16 protein-coding genes and 1 pseudogene are annotated in these 16,611 nt (G+C 49.9%); 4 read left to right on the forward strand and 13 right to left on the reverse strand.

Annotated features, from left to right (window positions below; all coding sequences use genetic code 11):
• Positions 1–108 precede the first annotated feature (108 nt).
• Together AC0QHF_RS09170 and AC0QHF_RS09175 are read left to right on the forward strand one after the other, a co-directional pair.
• Entirely contained in the window at positions 109–258 is a 150-nt protein-coding gene (locus AC0QHF_RS09170; RefSeq protein ID WP_324703901.1) for a hypothetical protein, read from the forward strand.
• Positions 259–509: 251 nt separating this feature from the next.
• Positions 510–2,699: a transporter substrate-binding domain-containing diguanylate cyclase gene (locus tag AC0QHF_RS09175; protein WP_324703902.1), complete on the forward strand. Its 2,190-nt coding sequence runs from the start codon at positions 510–512 to the stop codon at positions 2,697–2,699.
• A 255-nt stretch (positions 2,700–2,954) separates the two neighbouring features.
• Here the strand turns inward: AC0QHF_RS09175 and AC0QHF_RS09180 are convergent, their stop codons facing one another.
• The 3 genes from AC0QHF_RS09180 to ggt form a co-directional block, all read right to left on the reverse strand.
• Positions 2,955–4,928, reverse strand: coding sequence for a methyl-accepting chemotaxis protein (locus tag AC0QHF_RS09180; protein WP_324703903.1), 1,974 nt, complete (start codon positions 4,926–4,928; stop codon positions 2,955–2,957).
• A gap of 266 nt (positions 4,929–5,194) precedes the next feature.
• Positions 5,195–6,274: a photosystem II q(b) protein gene (gene psbA, locus AC0QHF_RS09185; RefSeq protein WP_324703904.1), complete on the reverse strand. Its 1,080-nt coding sequence runs from the start codon at positions 6,272–6,274 to the stop codon at positions 5,195–5,197.
• A 189-nt stretch (positions 6,275–6,463) separates the two neighbouring features.
• Entirely contained in the window at positions 6,464–8,020 is a 1,557-nt protein-coding gene (gene ggt, locus AC0QHF_RS09190; protein ID WP_324703905.1) for a gamma-glutamyltransferase, read from the reverse strand.
• Between the two features lie 383 nt (positions 8,021–8,403).
• Here ggt and AC0QHF_RS09195 point away from each other — a divergent pair, with 383 nt between their 5' ends.
• Positions 8,404–8,898, forward strand: a complete 495-nt coding sequence (locus AC0QHF_RS09195; protein WP_324703906.1) for a DUF4168 domain-containing protein — start codon at positions 8,404–8,406, stop codon at positions 8,896–8,898.
• Between the two features lie 125 nt (positions 8,899–9,023).
• Positions 9,024–9,515, forward strand: coding sequence for a DUF4168 domain-containing protein (locus AC0QHF_RS09200; RefSeq protein ID WP_324703907.1), 492 nt, complete (start codon positions 9,024–9,026; stop codon positions 9,513–9,515).
• A 5-nt stretch (positions 9,516–9,520) separates the two neighbouring features.
• On the opposite strand, the gene AC0QHF_RS09205 is transcribed toward AC0QHF_RS09200, so the two are convergent.
• The 10 genes and pseudogenes from AC0QHF_RS09205 to AC0QHF_RS09250 all read right to left on the reverse strand — a co-directional run.
• Complete coding sequence (locus AC0QHF_RS09205; protein WP_324703908.1) at positions 9,521–10,372, reverse strand: hypothetical protein; 852 nt, start codon at positions 10,370–10,372, stop codon at positions 9,521–9,523.
• A gap of 138 nt (positions 10,373–10,510) precedes the next feature.
• Positions 10,511–10,909 carry a bacteriohemerythrin gene (locus AC0QHF_RS09210; protein WP_324703909.1) on the reverse strand — a complete coding sequence of 133 codons (399 nt, stop codon included), beginning with the start codon at positions 10,907–10,909 and terminating at the stop codon, positions 10,511–10,513.
• 132 nt (positions 10,910–11,041) lie between these two features.
• The gene (locus tag AC0QHF_RS09215; protein ID WP_324703910.1) at positions 11,042–11,533 is read right to left on the reverse strand and encodes a hypothetical protein; all 492 of its coding nucleotides are present in this window, start codon (positions 11,531–11,533) and stop codon (positions 11,042–11,044) included.
• A gap of 128 nt (positions 11,534–11,661) precedes the next feature.
• Positions 11,662–13,062, reverse strand: a complete 1,401-nt coding sequence (gene argH / locus AC0QHF_RS09220) for an argininosuccinate lyase (RefSeq protein WP_324703911.1) — start codon at positions 13,060–13,062, stop codon at positions 11,662–11,664.
• 466 nt (positions 13,063–13,528) lie between these two features.
• Positions 13,529–14,374 (reverse strand): Rpn family recombination-promoting nuclease/putative transposase, encoded by an 846-nt coding sequence (locus tag AC0QHF_RS09225; RefSeq protein WP_324703917.1) that lies wholly within the window; start codon positions 14,372–14,374, stop codon positions 13,529–13,531.
• Between the two features lie 319 nt (positions 14,375–14,693).
• Positions 14,694–14,912, reverse strand: coding sequence for a hypothetical protein (locus AC0QHF_RS09230; RefSeq protein ID WP_324703912.1), 219 nt, complete (start codon positions 14,910–14,912; stop codon positions 14,694–14,696).
• Between the two features lie 94 nt (positions 14,913–15,006).
• Positions 15,007–15,657: a hypothetical protein gene (locus AC0QHF_RS09235; protein ID WP_324703913.1), complete on the reverse strand. Its 651-nt coding sequence runs from the start codon at positions 15,655–15,657 to the stop codon at positions 15,007–15,009.
• Between the two features lie 22 nt (positions 15,658–15,679).
• Complete coding sequence (locus AC0QHF_RS09240) at positions 15,680–15,946, reverse strand: tetratricopeptide repeat protein (protein WP_324703914.1); 267 nt, start codon at positions 15,944–15,946, stop codon at positions 15,680–15,682.
• A 126-nt stretch (positions 15,947–16,072) separates the two neighbouring features.
• Positions 16,073–16,222, reverse strand: a complete 150-nt coding sequence (locus AC0QHF_RS09245; RefSeq protein ID WP_324703915.1) for a PIN domain-containing protein — start codon at positions 16,220–16,222, stop codon at positions 16,073–16,075.
• Positions 16,223–16,321: 99 nt separating this feature from the next.
• Positions 16,322–16,611: pseudogene (locus tag AC0QHF_RS09250) on the reverse strand (hypothetical protein); the annotation flags it as partial.

A 16,611-nucleotide genomic window follows, 5' to 3' on the forward strand; every position in this document is an offset into this window, starting at 1 on the left:
AGGTACGTATCCGGCAGGTGTTTTCCTCTACCGTGACTCTAATATGACACAGACTGTTAAGCTTTGTAAAGGGTTTTTCGACAATTATTAATTATTATAAATATAAGCTTGTCTTATCAATGGACGATCGCACCCCGGAACGCGATCGCCCATATACCGACCCTTCTAGCCGGCGAAGCCCGCCAGGATGACCGCGATCGCGCCCACCGCAGCCAGTACCGACAGCACGACTCCGGCGTTGGGAGAGCCTTTCCATGAGTAGTTCTTATCGTCCATGAGGGATGTCCTCCATCGCTTTCCTTCATCTATTGTTACATTCCTTAACGACAGATGGCATGGATGTAGTGCTATATCCCCCGGCGACCATCGGGCCTGGTCTGGAGGACCCCAGCAAAATTCCAGAACTGAACCTCATCGGACGAATTATTTTACAATTTAAAAATCCTCCGATATATTCCGGCAATAAAATATTTCGGCCGATCGTGCCAATTTAACACCTGTTTCCAAAAATGAAAGTCGCCCGCAAATTCGATCGCCACCACTTGATTTTGAGCCTGTTCGGCTTAGTATTAACGTTGCTGCTGGCTTGGAATCCAGGAATTGCCCAAGAAACGGGTGAGCCGTCACCCCAAAGCAGTTCGACAGTTGAACTCACCGCAGCAGAACGGGCGTATATTGAAGCCAATCCGGTTCTGCGAGTTCATGCCGAGTCGGATTGGGCGCCTTATAACTTTGTCGAGGATGGGAATGTCGAAGGATTCAGCAACGAGTACATTCAGCTTGTCGCCCAAAAAGTGGGTCTCGAAGTTGAGTTTGTGGTCGGCCCGACTTGGGACGAATTTATGACCCTGCTGGCCCAGAAAAAAATTGATGTAGTCACCAATATGGTGATCACCGAAGAGCGCAAGAAATTCGCGCTCTTCTCCGACCAATATGTATTCGATTTGGTCAATTCTTTGCTGACCCGCAAAGACGGCGAAGACTATACCGAACTCGGGCAGCTCAAAGGCAAAAATTTGGCGATCGTCAGGGGGTTCTTTTTTGAGGAAATCTTGACAAAACACTATCCCGAAATCAACCTGCTGTTGACCAACAACACCTTGGATGCGATGAAGCAGGTGGAAGCGGGGAGGGCCGATGCGGCTTTGGAAAGTCATGCGAATTTTAACTATTATATCGACCGCTATTTCTTGAAAGATTTGGTGAGCCGTCCTCTGATTGGCGACCCTTATTTCTCCAATGCGGGTCAATATTTGGGCATCCGCAGCGATCGCCCGATTTTGAAATCAATTTTAGATAAAGCTATGGCGGCGGTTTCAGAAGAGGAGTACACCCATCTGCGTCGGCGCTGGTATCTGGCTGCCGATACCGCCAGCTTTGGTTTTACGAAAAAAGAATTAAAATATCTACAACATAAAGGTCAGATCGAAATGTGTGCCGACCCGAGTTGGATGCCCCTGGAGGCAATCATCGATGGGCAACATACGGGGATGAGCGCGGACTTCTTTAAATTGTTGGATGCCCGGATTGGCATCCCGATCGCCCTGTTGGAAACCGAAACATGGCCCGAAAGTATCGAACAATTTAAACGGCGGGAATGTGACATTCTCTCCCTGGCAATTCCCACCCCAGATCGGCGCGAATATGCCGAATTTACCCAACCCTATCTGGAACTGCCGTTGGTGATAGCTACCCGAGAAAAGGAACCGTTTATCGCCGATATTGCCGACGTTCTTGATCGCAAAATTGGAATTGTCAAGAGCTACGCTTTTGCGGAAGTATTGCGAAACCGATACCCCGAGATGCAAATCGTCGAGGTGATCTCCATTGACGAGGGTTTACAGCAAGTTGAACAGGGTAATCTGTTCGGGTATGTCGATCTTTTGCCGACCACCTCGTATGCCATCCAGAAACGATATCCTTCCCTGAAAATTGCCGGTCGATTTGAGCGGCTTTGGGAATTGGGGGTTGCCGTCCGCAACGATGAACCCGAGCTGCTGAGTATCTTCGAGAAAGCGATCGCTTCCATCGATGAAAAAGCCAAACAAGGCATCATCAACGATTGGATTTCTGTCCGGTATGAAAAAGGTGTCGATTATCGAGTCCTGCGGCGATATTTATTCTTCGGGCTGACCGTTTTGGCGGTCGTCCTTTATCGCCAATATTTGCTACAAACTTACAACCGCAAGCTAGAAAAGATCTCAGTTACCGATCCTTTGACGGGTTGTTACAATCGCCTCAAAATCGAAGAATGTTTGCAGAAACAAGAATCTCTTTTTCATCGATACCGACAGCCATTTAGCGTCATTCTCTGCGATATCGACTACTTCAAAAAGATCAACGATACCTTTGGGCATCTGGCCGGAGATGCCGTGTTGACCGAAATGGTGATGCTGTTCAATCAAAGACTCAGGGACACAGATATTTTGGGGCGGTGGGGTGGCGAAGAGTTTATCATCATTACTCCCAATACTGATTTATCCGCGGCGACGGCTCTGGCCGAGGCGCTGCGTCAACGGTTAGCCGACCACGAGTTTACCACGGTCGGCCATCAAACGGCCAGCTTTGGAGTCGCCGAATTTCAAAGGGGCAATCACTCGATCGCCCACCTGATCAGCCAGGTAGATGAAGCGTTGTACGAAGCCAAAGAAAGAGGTCGTAACCGTGCGATCGCCTATCAAGAAAGGCCGGCTATTTAGTCAACTGTCGCCCATCATCGCGGCGGCATGGATAAGCGGGTTTCTGTCAACCTTTATTGATATCGAGATCGGGTAAAATACAGGTCAAATCCGGCATCATACATCAGATGATTACCACCCCATAGCAGCCACAAACAATGTTGTTGAAAATTCTGATTCTTTTCCATACAATAGGGGCAACTATCTGGACAGGGGGACATCTAATCCTGGCGGTTACACTGTTACCCAAAGCCCTAAAAAACCGTGACCCGGATATCATTCATCGGTTTGAGGAGCATTTTGAGGGGTTTGGCTTAGTTGCCCTATTGTTGCCAGATGATTCATCGTTGCCAAAACTTCTTCGATCGCCACAGACTGCTGATGGGTATTGACAGAAATTTGTTCGGAATTTTCGGCAATATTATTCACGGCATTGATAGCAGTTTCAAAGGCTATTTTACTTTCATCAGTTAGTTTAATCGTGGAGTTCATAGCAGTTTTAATATCCCGAATCAAACTATTAATTTCTGCGGCAGAAGTTTTACTCTGATCGGCTAGTTTGCGGATTTCCGTTGCAATTACATTAAAACCTTGCCCATTTTCCTGGACTCGTACCGCCTCAACTGCTGCATTCAATGCCAACACATTGGTTTGATTTGCCAAATGACTCGAGACGGATGAAATCAAGCCGACCCGAGCTATTTTATCGTTTAAATCAGAAATTTGTTGAGTCAGTTTATCAACAGTTTCTTGCAAGCTATAATTTTTTTCATTCCCCTCACCCTCTATCAACAATAATACTTGTTTAGCCCCCCGAGAAGCCTCGGAGGCTTGAGTCGCTGAGGAGCGGGCAAAGTCAGTGAGTTCATTCATGGTGTTTGTCACTTGCCGCACCGATTGAACCTGATTGTCGAAGGCAGTTTTTAACTCTCCATTTTTAGTGGCAATCTCTGCAGCCATCAGGTTAAACGATTGAGCGAGGCGACCGATTTCATCTTTTCTGTTCTCTTCAATATAAACATTATAATCCCCTTCAGAAATTTTGTACGTCGCCTCAATTAACTTTTTTAATGGTGTGGCAATTTCTGTATTTAATATAGTCGAAAAAATGACCAACAGCGCCAAGAGTAAAATAGCCGCAATTAACAAATTGACCAGAGCCAGCTTGACGGCTTGTTGTGTTAAAACAGATTTGGGAAAAACGCTCACAAAATACCAATCCGGGCCGGCAATTTTTTTTACGGCTAGATACTCTCCCGATCCAGCATTGTTAATAATGATTTGCTGCTGAGGCGTGCTAGTGGTCAGTTGAAAGATATCTTTTAAGTTGCTATTCTCAAATTCAATGATTTTGTAGGGAGTGGTTCGATCCTGAATTTTATCCATTAACTTTGGATGGGCGATCAATTGACCATCATCCGTAAAAATTAAGTTATATCCTCCCTCAATATTATTATTAACAGTCCGTTCGATCAGAGCATTCAGCCTCACATCATGTCCGAGGGTAGCGATGGGTCGATCATTGATATCAATTGGAGTTGAAGAAGTGACCAGCCAAAGTTGACTAACTTCCTCAAAATAAGGGTCAGTCCAAACTGTTTTTCGCTCGGGATTATTTTCGAGGTTCGCGACGATATATTCTTCTTGTTTGGGCATATAAAAATTGGCATCCGCATCTTGAGCCCACGTCGGCACTTCCGGCCAATAGACAACAGTAATATTTTCGGGAGTCATCAAAAAGGTACTTTGAAATTGACTGTGCCAAGCTCGACCATAGGATTCAACTAACTGCTTTAAATTAATGACTTTATAGCGAATTTCATCGGTAATTTCTGCCGATTTTCCGATATAGACACCGGCTTCATTGGTCCCGTCAAAATTTTCGGGTCGATTGCGGATCACTCCGTCAGAGTTCCTGACAAATAACCGATTAAATTCCTTTTCTAGTTCGTCATTATCTCTATTCTTAGATGTCAATCTATCAATAATTTCCCGTTTTAAAATTTCATGATTGTCAGTTGCCAGTTGAAAAATTTGTTGTTCTCTGGCGACTCTTTCCACGACATATTCTTCGAGTTGCTCCAATTTCTGATTTCTCAAGGTGGAGAAAATTTGCCAGTAATTGATACCCGTGGCTGCTGTCACAATTAAAGTGGCACTAATTGCGACTTGAATCAGTGTTTTCCGGGTTAAGGAGCCCTCGGGTAATGATTGTAAAGATTTCTGAGATTTTGGGAATAAATTTAACATCTTATTAATTCTCAGAGCGTGGCAGCCACTCAAGAGCGGATCGGTCAGATCGACTGTGGCAGTCGGACAGCAAAGCCTGTCAACATCACCCCAGAGGAGGTTAGGACGACCATTCCATGAGTCGTTGAGCCTATTGTGACATTTTTTGAGGCCCGACTGCCAAACTCCCTGTTTTCTGTGTCTGTCGTGGCGAGTGTTATCCGCCAATAAAAAAGCGCCCCCCGAACGGGAGGCGCATCATGTAGGTTAGGCAACGATTCCAAAAATTAGCCAATTTCGGGAGCCACCAAAGCCACGGGGGTGGACTCGCCGGACGCCAAATCTAAGGGGAAGTTGTGCACGTTACGCTCGTGCATGGCTTCAATCCCCAGGTTGGCTCGGTTGATCACGTCGGCCCAAGTTTTGATCACTTTACCTTGGGAATCCAACACCGATTGGTTGAAGTTGAACCCGTTCAGGTTGACGGAGAAAGAGGCAACCGCCAAGGCGGCGAACCAGATGCCGATGACCGGCCAAGCACCCAAGAAGAAGTGCAGGGCGCGGCTGTTGTTGAAGGAAGCATATTGGAAGATCAGGCGACCGAAGTAGCCGTGAGCTGCCACAATGTTGTAGGTTTCCTCTTCTTGTCCGAATTTGTAGCCGTAGTTCTGGGACTCGATTTCGGTGGTTTCGCGAACCAGGGAAGACGTCACCAGAGAACCGTGCATCGCCGAGAACAGGGCGCCGCCGAAGACGCCGGCAACTCCGATCATGTGGAAGGGGTGCATCAAAACGTTATGTTCGGCTTGGAGCACTAACATGAAGTTAAACGTGCCAGAAATACCCAAGGGCAGACCGTCGGAGAAAGACCCCTGGCCGATGGAGTAAATCAGCAGTACGGCAGTGGCGGCGGCGACGGGGGCGCTGTAGGCGACGGCAATCCAAGGCCGCATCCCCAACCGATAGGAGAGTTCCCACTCGCGTCCCATGTAGCAAAAAATGCCGATCAGGAAGTGGAAAACAATCAGTTGGTAGGGGCCGCCGTTGTACAGCCATTCTTCCATGTTGGCGGCTTCCCAGATGGGATAAAAGTGCAACCCGATCGCGTTGGAACTGGGTACGACTGCCGCCGTGATGATGTTGTTTCCGTACAACAGGGAACCCGAAACGGGTTCGCGGATGCCGTCGATATCGACGGGAGGCGCGGCGATGAACGCCAGCACGAAACAGATGGTGGCGGTCAACAGGGTCGGGATCATCAGGACTCCGAACCAGCCGACGTAAAAGCGGTTGCTCGTGGATGTGACCCAACTGCAAAACCGTTCCCAGATGTTGCCGCTTTCGCGACGTTGTAAGGTAGTCGTCATGTCAAATATGTATGGCGTTCTTGAGTTTTCGAGGTACGTATGCGGCAGTTGTTTTTTCTACCGTGTCAACAATATGCCATGAGATGAACATATGAGTCAACAGTTTTATAGCCGTTTAGTTATATTTTTTACCAAATCAAATCTGGTCATTAAATAACTTTTGCTTATGAATTTGGGGTTGGGAGTCCCCTAAATCGCCAAACTCGCGCCGTCGCGGCGGATGTCCCCCGCGCCGGAGAGGGTGCCGTCGGGACGGGCGATCGCGGCATGGACTCCCCCGAAGAACATATTCCGTTCCCGCCATTGCCGGATCTCCCCAGCGATCGCACCCCGGATCTGCTCAACGGCGGCGCGATCGAACCCCGGTTCCAAATCGAAGCGATCGCTCTCCCAGTGCACCCGGGGACTCTCCACCGCCTCCCCCACCGACATCCCGAAATCCAGATGATTCGAGATCGCCTGTAAAATCGCCGTGCGGATGCGATTCGACCCCCCCGAACCCATCACCATCTCCAGGCGAGTCCCGTCCAAAATCATCGTCGGCGCCATCATCGACGAGATCCGCACGTCCTCCGGCCAGTTGTGGAAGCCGTGGGGGTTGAGATCCTCCTCCCCCAACATATTGTTGACCATGATTCCCGTCCCCGGGATGATGTAACCCGACCCCTCCCCGTTGGAGGTGGTGACGCTGGCCGCATTGCCGTCACTATCCAAAACGCTGATATGGGTCGTGCTTCCCCACTTATTCACCGCATCCCGCAATTGAGATTGATACGGTCGGCAATTCTCCTCGGACAAGAACACCCCGGCGATGTCGTCATCGTGGAGGCGATCGTCAAACCCGTGCCGTCGGGCCTCGTTGGTCAACTTCATCACCGCCGCCAGTAACTTTAAATGGCGGGCACTGCCGAACTCGACTCCGGCCAGATCGACTTCCGACAACAACTCCAAGGCAAATCCGATCAGCGTCCCCCCCGAGCTCGGCGGCGGATTCGTCAAAATCTGCTTTCCTCGATAATTGATACACAGGGGATTCCGTTCGATGACCCGATAGTTTTTCAAATCCTCCCGGGTCAGGTAGCCACCCCCTTCCCGGCAGTCCCCCACCAATTTTTCGGCGATCTCCCCCTCGTAAAATTCCCGGACGCCGGCTTCGAGCAAACCTGCGAGGGTTTTGGCCCAGTCGGTCATAACCAACCGTTCCCCGGCTTTCAGGATCGTGTCCCGGGGGGCGTAAATCTGTCGCCCTTCCGGGGAGGTCAGCAGGATCGACTGCAGGATTTGTTCGAGGGTGTAGGCTTGAAATCGATTGATCTCCACGCCGTTCCTCGCCAGGTGGATGGCGGGTTCGGCCACCACCCGGAGCGGCAGTGTCCCCAAAGTGCGGTGGACGTGGAACACCCCCGCCGCCACGCCGGGAACCGCCATCGACCCCAAGCCGATGTGAAATTCTTGGATCGAGCCGCCGAAGTTGACATCGACGGGGTAAAAATTGACTTGACTTTTGGGCCGTTTGGTGCGTGGCGTTTGGGTGAAAAAATCGAATAGAATGTTTTGGTTGGTGTCAGTATGCGCCAACAAAAAACCGCCCCCCGCCAGGGAAGTCAGTCCGGGTTCGGCGACGCAGGCGGCCAACATGGAAGCCACTGCCGCATCGAAGGCATTGCCGCCCAATTCCAACATTTTTAACCCGGCTCGGGCGGTTTCTGGGTGGCCGGCGGCAACGATACCGTGTAACTTTTGCATGGTGGTTTGGATTCCTTAAGAATAAAGTTCGTCTCGGGTGATACAGACCGGTTCGGGGACGACCTCCCACAATTTCAAGTGGGCGCTGCAACCGTTTCGAGTCAATTAAGGATCGCAGGTTTTCCGGATTCGATCCCGTTTTTTTGCGCCCGGGGTGAAGCCCCCCATGTGCTGGCCCCCCCAAACTGTGGGTCTCCGGCCTGTTTCGATCGCACTTCAGGAACTTCTAGACTCGAAAACAGTTCAAAAAGATTGGGCTGTTTTCCTGGCGCGATCCGGTTCCGGAAGTTTTGAGGACGAGGGTTGGCTATTGATTGTAGATACAGCTTCCCCATACCCGGTGAGGGGTGATGAGTGTTATGCTCTGCTCGGAGATGTCGATCATGAATTCTTGGTTATCTTCTGTTTTTCGTCCGGCGAACCGGAAGCGGTGGCGATCGCTGGCCGTCGGAATGATCGCCCTGGTCGGGGTGCTGACCGGGGCGGTTCCGGACCTGTCCGATCGCTCCGATTGGTTGGGGACGGAGGTTTGGGCGCAACAGGGTTCGGGCGTCAGCGATGAGGAAATTCGCAACTATGCCCGGGCGGTGCTGTTGATCGAACCCAGACGTCAACAAGCCTACGATGAAATTAAGGGAATTTCGGGGGGAGCGGTTCCGGCGGTGATCTGCAACGAAACCGGGAGCATCAACAGTCTCAACCGAGATTTGCGGGCGATCGCGGTGAATTACTGCGAGCAGGCGAAGAATTATATCGAACAGCACAATTTGACGGTGACTCGGTTCAACGAGATCACGCGATCGCAGCAGGCTAACCCGAACCTCCAGGAGCGCATTCAGGAAGAGTTGCTCCGCCTGCAGCGCAATGCCGGAAATTGATTCGAGCCATCCCCCAGTTTTTTCGGGGGAGCGGAAATCAATTCTTTGCTCTTTCCCTTTGACTGATTCCGCGACGGCGATGAGACCTGTATTGTTATTGATAAATGTCTGGAGTTGAGAAGATCATGAAAGTATCATCAAAGCCATTTTCGGTGCATCCCCGACCCGTGTTATTGCAATCTGCCGCCATCGGTGTTTTGTCGGCGATCGCCGTCTTGGGCGGGTGGGTTCCAGACCTGAGAGCACCCGCCCCCACGGAAAGTTTCGGCACCGTCGCGAGGGCTCAAAACAACAATTTTACCGACGAGGAAATTACCAATTACGCCCGAGCCGCGATCGCCTTGGAGTCCCGGCGGCATCAGGCGTTCGAGGAAATCAAAAGGATCGTCGGACAGGTGCCGCGCATCGTCTGCGACGAACCAACGAGCATCAATGCCCTGCCGGGAAATGCCCCCCAAATTGCGGTGAGTTACTGCGATCGGGCGAAACAAATTATCGAAGGGAAGGGGTTGAGCGTCGCCCGCTTTAATGAAATCACCCGCCAGCAGCAGTCCGACTCCCAATTTAGAGAGCGAATTCAGGCGGAAATTTTGCTGATTTTGCAATCTCCAAATTAGATTGTTTATGTCTTCAATAAAAGCGCCCAAAGTCGCTTTAAGCTGTAGGCAAAAAATTGGGGATTGAGAATTTCTTGGATTGCCTTCGGGCCTTCCCGGCGGATTTTTCGGAGGTAAAATAATGTTCCCCAATAACAGTCGAACAGCCGCCGGCCGGGGTATTCTTTTTGGATGCCGCCAGGGTCGAGGCGGATGCCGTAGGGGTTATAGTTTTTGCGATTTAAAGGGTTGAGGCGGGTCAACCCTTCTCGGCGGGCGAATGTCGCGTAGGTGATGCCCCGCCGCCGCGATCGCGTCGAGGTTTGGGGGTCGATCCACTCCCAGACGGCCCAATTGTCGCTGGCAAATAAAAACTCGGAAATGTCTTTCGTGACCTGGCAATATTTTAATCGGATACCCACCGGAATTTCGCCCCAGGGGCCGTGCAGCCAGACGAAATCGGGGTCGAAAAAGACTTTGAAGGCGATCGCATCCGTGCCGTTGAGCGTGACTTTGGCAACCCGTCCGATCATCCCGGAACCGATAATTTCAACGGTTACGGCGATCGCACGTTGGCGGGGACAGCCGGGAAATTGTAGGCGAAAATGAGCGATCGCGTTTGGGGTCGAGGTTTGTTTGACATAAAGGGCGAGATCGTCGAACAATTGGCGAATTTCCGCCACACTCAAACCGCAGTCCAGATAGGCGGCGATCGGTTCCCCGAAATACAGCCTAGATTGGCCCGTCTCCCGGCGAAATTGCTGGCAGAGTTGGTAAAATTTTTGGGGTGAAATCAGTTCGGTTTGTGCCTGAGCGATAATAGACTGGGGTGTGGACTCGGGAGGAGGCGTCGCAGTGCGACAAATTGGCTGAATCATTCGGAGGCCCGGGGTAAATTTGAATATCCCTACACTCCCTACCAGTCTAGCATCGGAATTTTTTCATGTAAAATTGGGGCGAAATCGTCGCCGAGTGAGGTGGGCCCCCGGCGATCGCCCGTAATTCCCGGGAAAATCTCACTTTTTGATGCAGGGTTTCAGTTGCGTATCGATATTTTTGATATGGTTGATAAACCAATCCAATAAATCAATTTTAATTCCTCTGACAATGGAATCAAAGCTGTGATTTTGGTCAATTTTTAGTTTGATATTTTCAAAATTTGCGATAAATTGTTCGTGGGCTTTTTGATTTTTGCAGGCGACGGGGCAATGATAAAGATTCATGCAGGATTCCTCATATTTAAAATGATTGTTGACGTACATATCCAAAAAACTCAACGTCGATTTTAGCTCGTGCTTGCCCCGCCTTTCTTCGAGATTTTGGATCAATAAGTCCATTTGGTCGAACAACTGTTTGTGCTGAAAGTCAATTAACGGGATACCAGTTTTGAGAGAATCGTTCCAGGTTGACGGCATGGGTTTACATCCTTACTGATGAAATGGAATTGAGGGGATATCTACACTATACAAGCCGGCGGTTATTTCGTGTTTTGAAAAAAATTAAGTTTTTTTTAAAAATGATTCGATCCACCCGGATCGAACCTGCGGTTATCGATCCGAATTATTTTCCTTTTCGGAGTTATTTAAACGCTCCTCCATTTGTTTCATTTCTTCCCTCAAATTCTCTTCCATTCCGGTCATGTGCGTTTCAACTTCCCGGTGCATTTTGCCCACATTATTTTCGACGCGATCGACTTTTTCCGTCAGTTCCTTCAACTGGACTTCGATGCCGTCAGGCGAGATTTTGATCGACTGGATCAATGTAGCCGTCGCCGGTTGAAAGAGGAGGATGACGGCGATCAGTCCGATATCCGCAAAGGTAATTTCCGGAAGTGGCACGTCGGCACTTTCGGTGGAGTCGGGATACTCCCCACTGGTGGGGGTAGCAAAGGTGGAAATCGCGAAAGATGCGACGGGAATGACGAATAGTTTGACCGCGAGATAGACGACGGACAGCCAAGAAATAATTTCGATAAACTGCGCCTTACTCCCATCAAATCTGGCTCGATTTTCCGGTACACTTTCATTCTCGGAAGTCATGACAATATTCGTGTAAGATAAGCGGACGGACTAGACATGAAAGGTGGGAAAATTAATCGACAATTACTAATTGTTAATGATGGATTGTTGATGATTAATTTTTAATTTTCCCACCGGCAAATTTGGGGTTAGGATTCCGATCGCGCCGAATTGAGGCGATCGCAGGCCATTTTCAGAGCCGCTTTCACCCGTTCAAACCCCGTGCCGCCGTAGCTATTCCGGGCCGCGACAACTCGATGGGGTGCGATCGCCTCGTAAATATCCGCCTCGAATTGGGGGTGCAAAGACTGCCACTCCTCCAACGTCAGATCCTTCAACAATTTCCCCGACTCCAGACAGGTCCTCACCACCTTTCCGACCAAATTGTAAGCCTCCCGGAACGGGACGCCCTTCGTCGCCAGGTAGTCCGCCACGTCCGTCGCGTTGGAGAAGTCCTCCGCCACCGCCTCCGCCAGACGGGGGGCGCGAAATTCCATCCCCTCCGCCAACAAAATCGTCATCGCCTCCAGACAGCCTTTCACCGTCTTCACCGCGTCGAACAGGGCCTCTTTGTCCTCCTGGAGGTCCTTATTGTACGCCAGGGGCAACCCCTTCATCAGCACTAGCATCCCCTGCAAATGACCGAATACCCGGCCCGTTTTTCCCCGCACCAGTTCCGGCACGTCGGGGTTTTTCTTCTGCGGCATGATGCTCGAACCCGTCGAACAGCTATCGGTGAGGGTGACGAAGCCGAATTCTTGGGACGCCCAGAGGATGATTTCTTCCGAGAGGCGGCTGAGGTGGACGAGGATGATGCTGGCGGCGCCGAGAAATTCGATCGCCCAGTCGCGATCGCTTACCCCGTCCAGGCTGTTGGCGTAAACCTGCCCGAACCCCAGCAATTCGGCGCTGTAGTGGCGATCGATGGGAAATGTGGTTCCCGCCAGCGCCCCGCACCCGAGGGGGGAGATGTCCACCCGCTTGTAAATCTCGCCCAGGCGTTCCCAGTCCCGGTTCGCCATCTCCACATAGGCCAACAAATGGTGGGCGAGGCTGAGGGGTTGAGCCCGCTGCAGGTGGGTGTAGCCGGGGATGAGGGTTTCGACGTGGCCTTCGGCGATATCCAAAAGGACGCCCTGGAAGTCGAGGAGTTGCGCCCGAATTTGTCGGATTTGGTCCCGCAGGTAGAGGCGGGTGTCGGTGCCCACCTGATCGTTGCGCGATCGCCCGGTGTGCAGCTTTTTACCCACATCTCCGGCAATTTCCGTCAGCCGCCGTTCGACGGCAAAATGAATGTCTTCGGCGTCCACGCCGGGGTTGAATTGGCCGTCGCGATATTCTTGGCGAATTTGTTCCAACCCCGCCACCAGTTGCTCCCCTTCTTCCGGGGAGATGATCCCGGTTTTCGCCAACATTTGGGCGTGGGCGATCGATCCGGTGAGGTCGTATTCGATCAGCTCGATGTCGAAGCCGATGCTGGCGTTAAAGGTCGCGATCGCGGGATGCAGGGCCTTTTCAAACCGTTGGCTCCAGGTTTTTGCTTGTGTCATGGAAGGTACGGGTGTCAATCGTCAATCAAACCTTAACTGTAATGCGAAAACAAGTCTCCCGTCATCGCGGCTTGACGGTGGGGTGAACGTTCGCCGACAAACCGCTCCAACAAGCAAGCCCATATATCACAAACCCGTTATCCGGACAAGTCGGGGATGAGCCAGTTGTCCGTCAGGCGATCCCAGTCGGGACGAACAAAAACAGGTTTTGACCCGATTCTTCGGAGCTTCTCGACGGGGATAGTATCCGGATTGTTGAGAGCGATCGACGGGAGTGGTAAAGAAGAAAAATTGCCTTCCTCCAATTGGTGAGTTATGATGAAAAAAATATCGACTAATGATAGATATCGACTAATGATAGCCAGTCCGGTAGGGTGGGTTAGGCGCGACAGTAATTTTTCAGAAAAACCCGCAACTTTTCATCTGCGCCGTAACCCACCATTTCCTTTTTAATGCTCCAATTTAGTTAATCATTCATCATTTCCCGGCGCAAGGCTACAACTACTTCCAGACTTAATCCCGTTGCTTGCGCGATCGCTTCATCGTTCAGTTGACCCAGTAAATTTCGAGCCACGTCACGTTGTGCTTCTTCTCGTCCTTCCTCTCGTCCCAAAGCGATCGCACCCTGTTGGTCATAAATAAACATTTCTCGTCGCTCTAAATCTTCTAACTCTTCGGGAGTCAAGCCGGCTTGATTGGCAATTTCAAACGCCTGATGGAATTCCGCGATCGCGTCCATATTTTCTGGAATCGAGGTGAGCGATCGCGCAAATTTCATAAAATAAATCCACTGATCTGCTAGGGTTTCAAGTTGGTCGAGTTCTTTGGTAAACTTCGGCAATTCGACAAAGACTAACTCAATATCATTGTCCGTATAGTCCCAGCCTTCCGACTTCTCTTTATAAATGAAGCGGGAAATTAGGCGATCGCGTTCGGGAAACATTTCAAAATCAGTTAAGGTTAAAGCGATCGCCGGTTTCAGGTATCGATACCCTTGTCCCCGTTGCAGTTGGAACGCATAGGTTTTCGCGGCATTAAATAAAACTCGCTTTCCAAAAGACTGCACGTTTAACACCTGCACTTCAATGATCACCAGTGTCCCATCATTCAACTTCGCTTTGACGTCAAGATAGGTATCTTTTAACCCTTCGAGTTGAGGGGGTAAATTGGGATCAATAATTTCCAAGTCTTCAATGGTCGGATTACCGTCATAGACCAAAGCATTGAGAAAACTGATTAAAATGTTCTTGCTTTCTGCCGAACCGAAGATTTTTTTAAAAGCGTAGTCGGTTTTGGGGTTGATAAATCTCATGGCGACCGCACCTCCGCTTGTTGCATGGATTTTAGCATAGCCTGGGTCTTCTGGAGTTCCGCCTGAAGTGCGTCCAGTTCCTTTTGAGTTTCGATAGCCGTTTGCATCCAGGCTTGTGACTGAGATGCCAAAGCTTGATAACGATTTTTGTCCTGGTTGAGTTGCCAAATTTGACCTTGTTTTTTGACTTCTAGTTGCGAGAGTTGCTCAATGCCAGTTAATATAGCAATGTGAAACCATTTGTAAAATTGTTCGGCCCCCAAACCCCCAATCCTGGGGGCTTTAAGCGGATCGATTTTTCACGAATCATTTCACACCGCTATAAAAGATGAAGTTGTCGCTGAGTCCATTTTTCGGGTTCAATCTGAGATAAATATTGGCGCAAATAATACCGCTCTTTGGGAAGCTGTTCGGGTGCGATCGTCCCTGTCGAATCCGAATCGCTGAGATGGAGAGGATAAGGATAGTAAGCAATGGTTTGACCGGTGGCGATCGCGGCCGCCAAAATCTGCCAATTTAATGCTTGTAAATCTCGCACTTCACAATCGGGGAATGTTCGCAAAAATTCGACCGAAAATAAAGCGCACAGATCTCGACTTTGATTCAATTCTAAGAGTTGAAGTAAAGAGCCATCATGGGAGTTGTTCTTGAATCGTGTCCGACTCGGTTTGAATTTGATGCGATCGCTCTTGAGACTGTTCGAGTTGGGTTTGAGTTTGCTGCTGTTGATGCTCTAGCTGCTCGACTTTTGTTTGGCTGTCGCGCAGTTTTTCTTCGGATAATTTGAGTTGATTTTGTGTCGCCTTTAACGGGTGCTGATATTGATTTGATTCTGCCTGTGTTTGAGTATAGTTTTCTCGGCATTGATTGAGGTCGGATTGGGTGTCGTTTATTTGTAATTTCAAGGAGTCTATTTCTTTCGCTTGTTCCTGTTGGCGATCGCGAGATGCCTTCAACTCGGCTTGTAGCTGAGTGCGAACCCTTTCCCATTCGGATTGTGTTTGAGAAAATTGAACTTTCAGTTCGTCGAATTTAACCCGATCCTGCTCTCGTTGCTCCTGCGACTGTTTCAATGCGACTTGAGTTTGAGTCAGCTCATCTTGAAGTTGCCGTGCGGTTAGCATCCAGCTTTGAGACTGAGGGGAGAGAGGTGGGTTATTTGTTGCGGACAACTGACTGTTGTTTTCGAGTTTTTCCATGAGATTTTTTGAGGTCAGGGATTCAATCGCGTCATTCACAATACCTAAACGGTGACGGTTTGGAGGGAGTAGAAACGATCGCACCCCGGCTAAAATTCCGATTGTCCTATGCTTGAGGATCAATTCTCGGTTGCAGTTCTAACGCACGGCGGTAACACGAACTGGCTTCGATCGATTCACCCTGCTCTGCCAAAGCGTCTCCCAAATATTTGTGTGACCAACAATAATCTGGGTTTAACTCAACTGCCTGTCGGAAAGCAGCGATCGCCTCGGGCCAATTTTCCTGGTTCTGAAAAACTCGGCCCAACTCTACATAAATTTCAAAGTTGTCAGGCTGAAGTTTGAGAGCCGTTTGATAAGCTGCGATCGCCACGTTAATCAGCGAAACTATAACGCGATTAGCCCACAGTTACAGCAACAGCTTACGGAATATTTCCGCCCCTATAACCAACAACTCGAAGATTATCTTGGGCGTAAATTCAACTGGTAGGATGCGCCTCTAAAAAATCTTAGCTAGAGGATAAGAAATAATGGCTGTATCTTCTGTCATAATGATTAAATCATATTCTAAAGATTGGCAAAGTAAAAGGCGATCAAACGGGTCTTTATCAGCAGCAATGGCTTCTAACCGAGGCAACACCCGCTTCAACCGCGTGGTTTCCGGGGCGGGGGCTCGAACCGCTACTACACCCGCATAGAGACACCCCAACAGGGCGACAATGGCCTCAATACTTTGGGGATAGACGAGTCAAACGCGATCGCCCACCGTACAATGGGCTTGGAGAAAAGCGGCGATCGCTCTTGCCCTAGTATCGAGTTCCCCCAAGGTAAGATTTTCCCCCCGATACTGACCCTGTTTGAGAAAGGTGTAGGCGAGGGTGTCAGGTGCTTGACGGGCGCGATCGTGTAGCATATCTACCAGAGAAACATGGCGATTCTCCTCCGGAGACGCTTTCTTAAAGTAGAACAGTCCATCCCGGTGTTTGCAAAGCGTGGCTGACGTGGGGGTATGTCCCTTCAGTTTACCGATCTGGTAGT

Source organism: Lyngbya sp. CCY1209 (assembly GCF_055795065.1).

Excerpts from the sequence above, each read along its gene's own strand:
- AC0QHF_RS09175 (WP_324703902.1), top strand. The coding sequence starts at position 510 with ATGAAAGTCGCCCGCAAATTCGATCGCCACCACTTGATTTTGAGCCTG.
- AC0QHF_RS09180 (WP_324703903.1), bottom strand. The coding sequence starts at position 4,928 with ATGTTAAATTTATTCCCAAAATCTCAGAAATCTTTACAATCATTACCC.
- psbA (WP_324703904.1), bottom strand. The coding sequence starts at position 6,274 with ATGACGACTACCTTACAACGTCGCGAAAGCGGCAACATCTGGGAACGG.
- ggt (WP_324703905.1), bottom strand. The coding sequence starts at position 8,020 with ATGCAAAAGTTACACGGTATCGTTGCCGCCGGCCACCCAGAAACCGCC.
- AC0QHF_RS09195 (WP_324703906.1), top strand. The coding sequence starts at position 8,404 with ATGAATTCTTGGTTATCTTCTGTTTTTCGTCCGGCGAACCGGAAGCGG.
- AC0QHF_RS09200 (WP_324703907.1), top strand. The coding sequence starts at position 9,024 with ATGAAAGTATCATCAAAGCCATTTTCGGTGCATCCCCGACCCGTGTTA.
- AC0QHF_RS09205 (WP_324703908.1), bottom strand. The coding sequence starts at position 10,372 with ATGATTCAGCCAATTTGTCGCACTGCGACGCCTCCTCCCGAGTCCACA.
- AC0QHF_RS09210 (WP_324703909.1), bottom strand. The coding sequence starts at position 10,909 with ATGCCGTCAACCTGGAACGATTCTCTCAAAACTGGTATCCCGTTAATT.
- AC0QHF_RS09215 (WP_324703910.1), bottom strand. The coding sequence starts at position 11,533 with ATGACTTCCGAGAATGAAAGTGTACCGGAAAATCGAGCCAGATTTGAT.
- argH (WP_324703911.1), bottom strand. The coding sequence starts at position 13,062 with ATGACACAAGCAAAAACCTGGAGCCAACGGTTTGAAAAGGCCCTGCAT.
- AC0QHF_RS09225 (WP_324703917.1), bottom strand. The coding sequence starts at position 14,374 with ATGAGATTTATCAACCCCAAAACCGACTACGCTTTTAAAAAAATCTTC.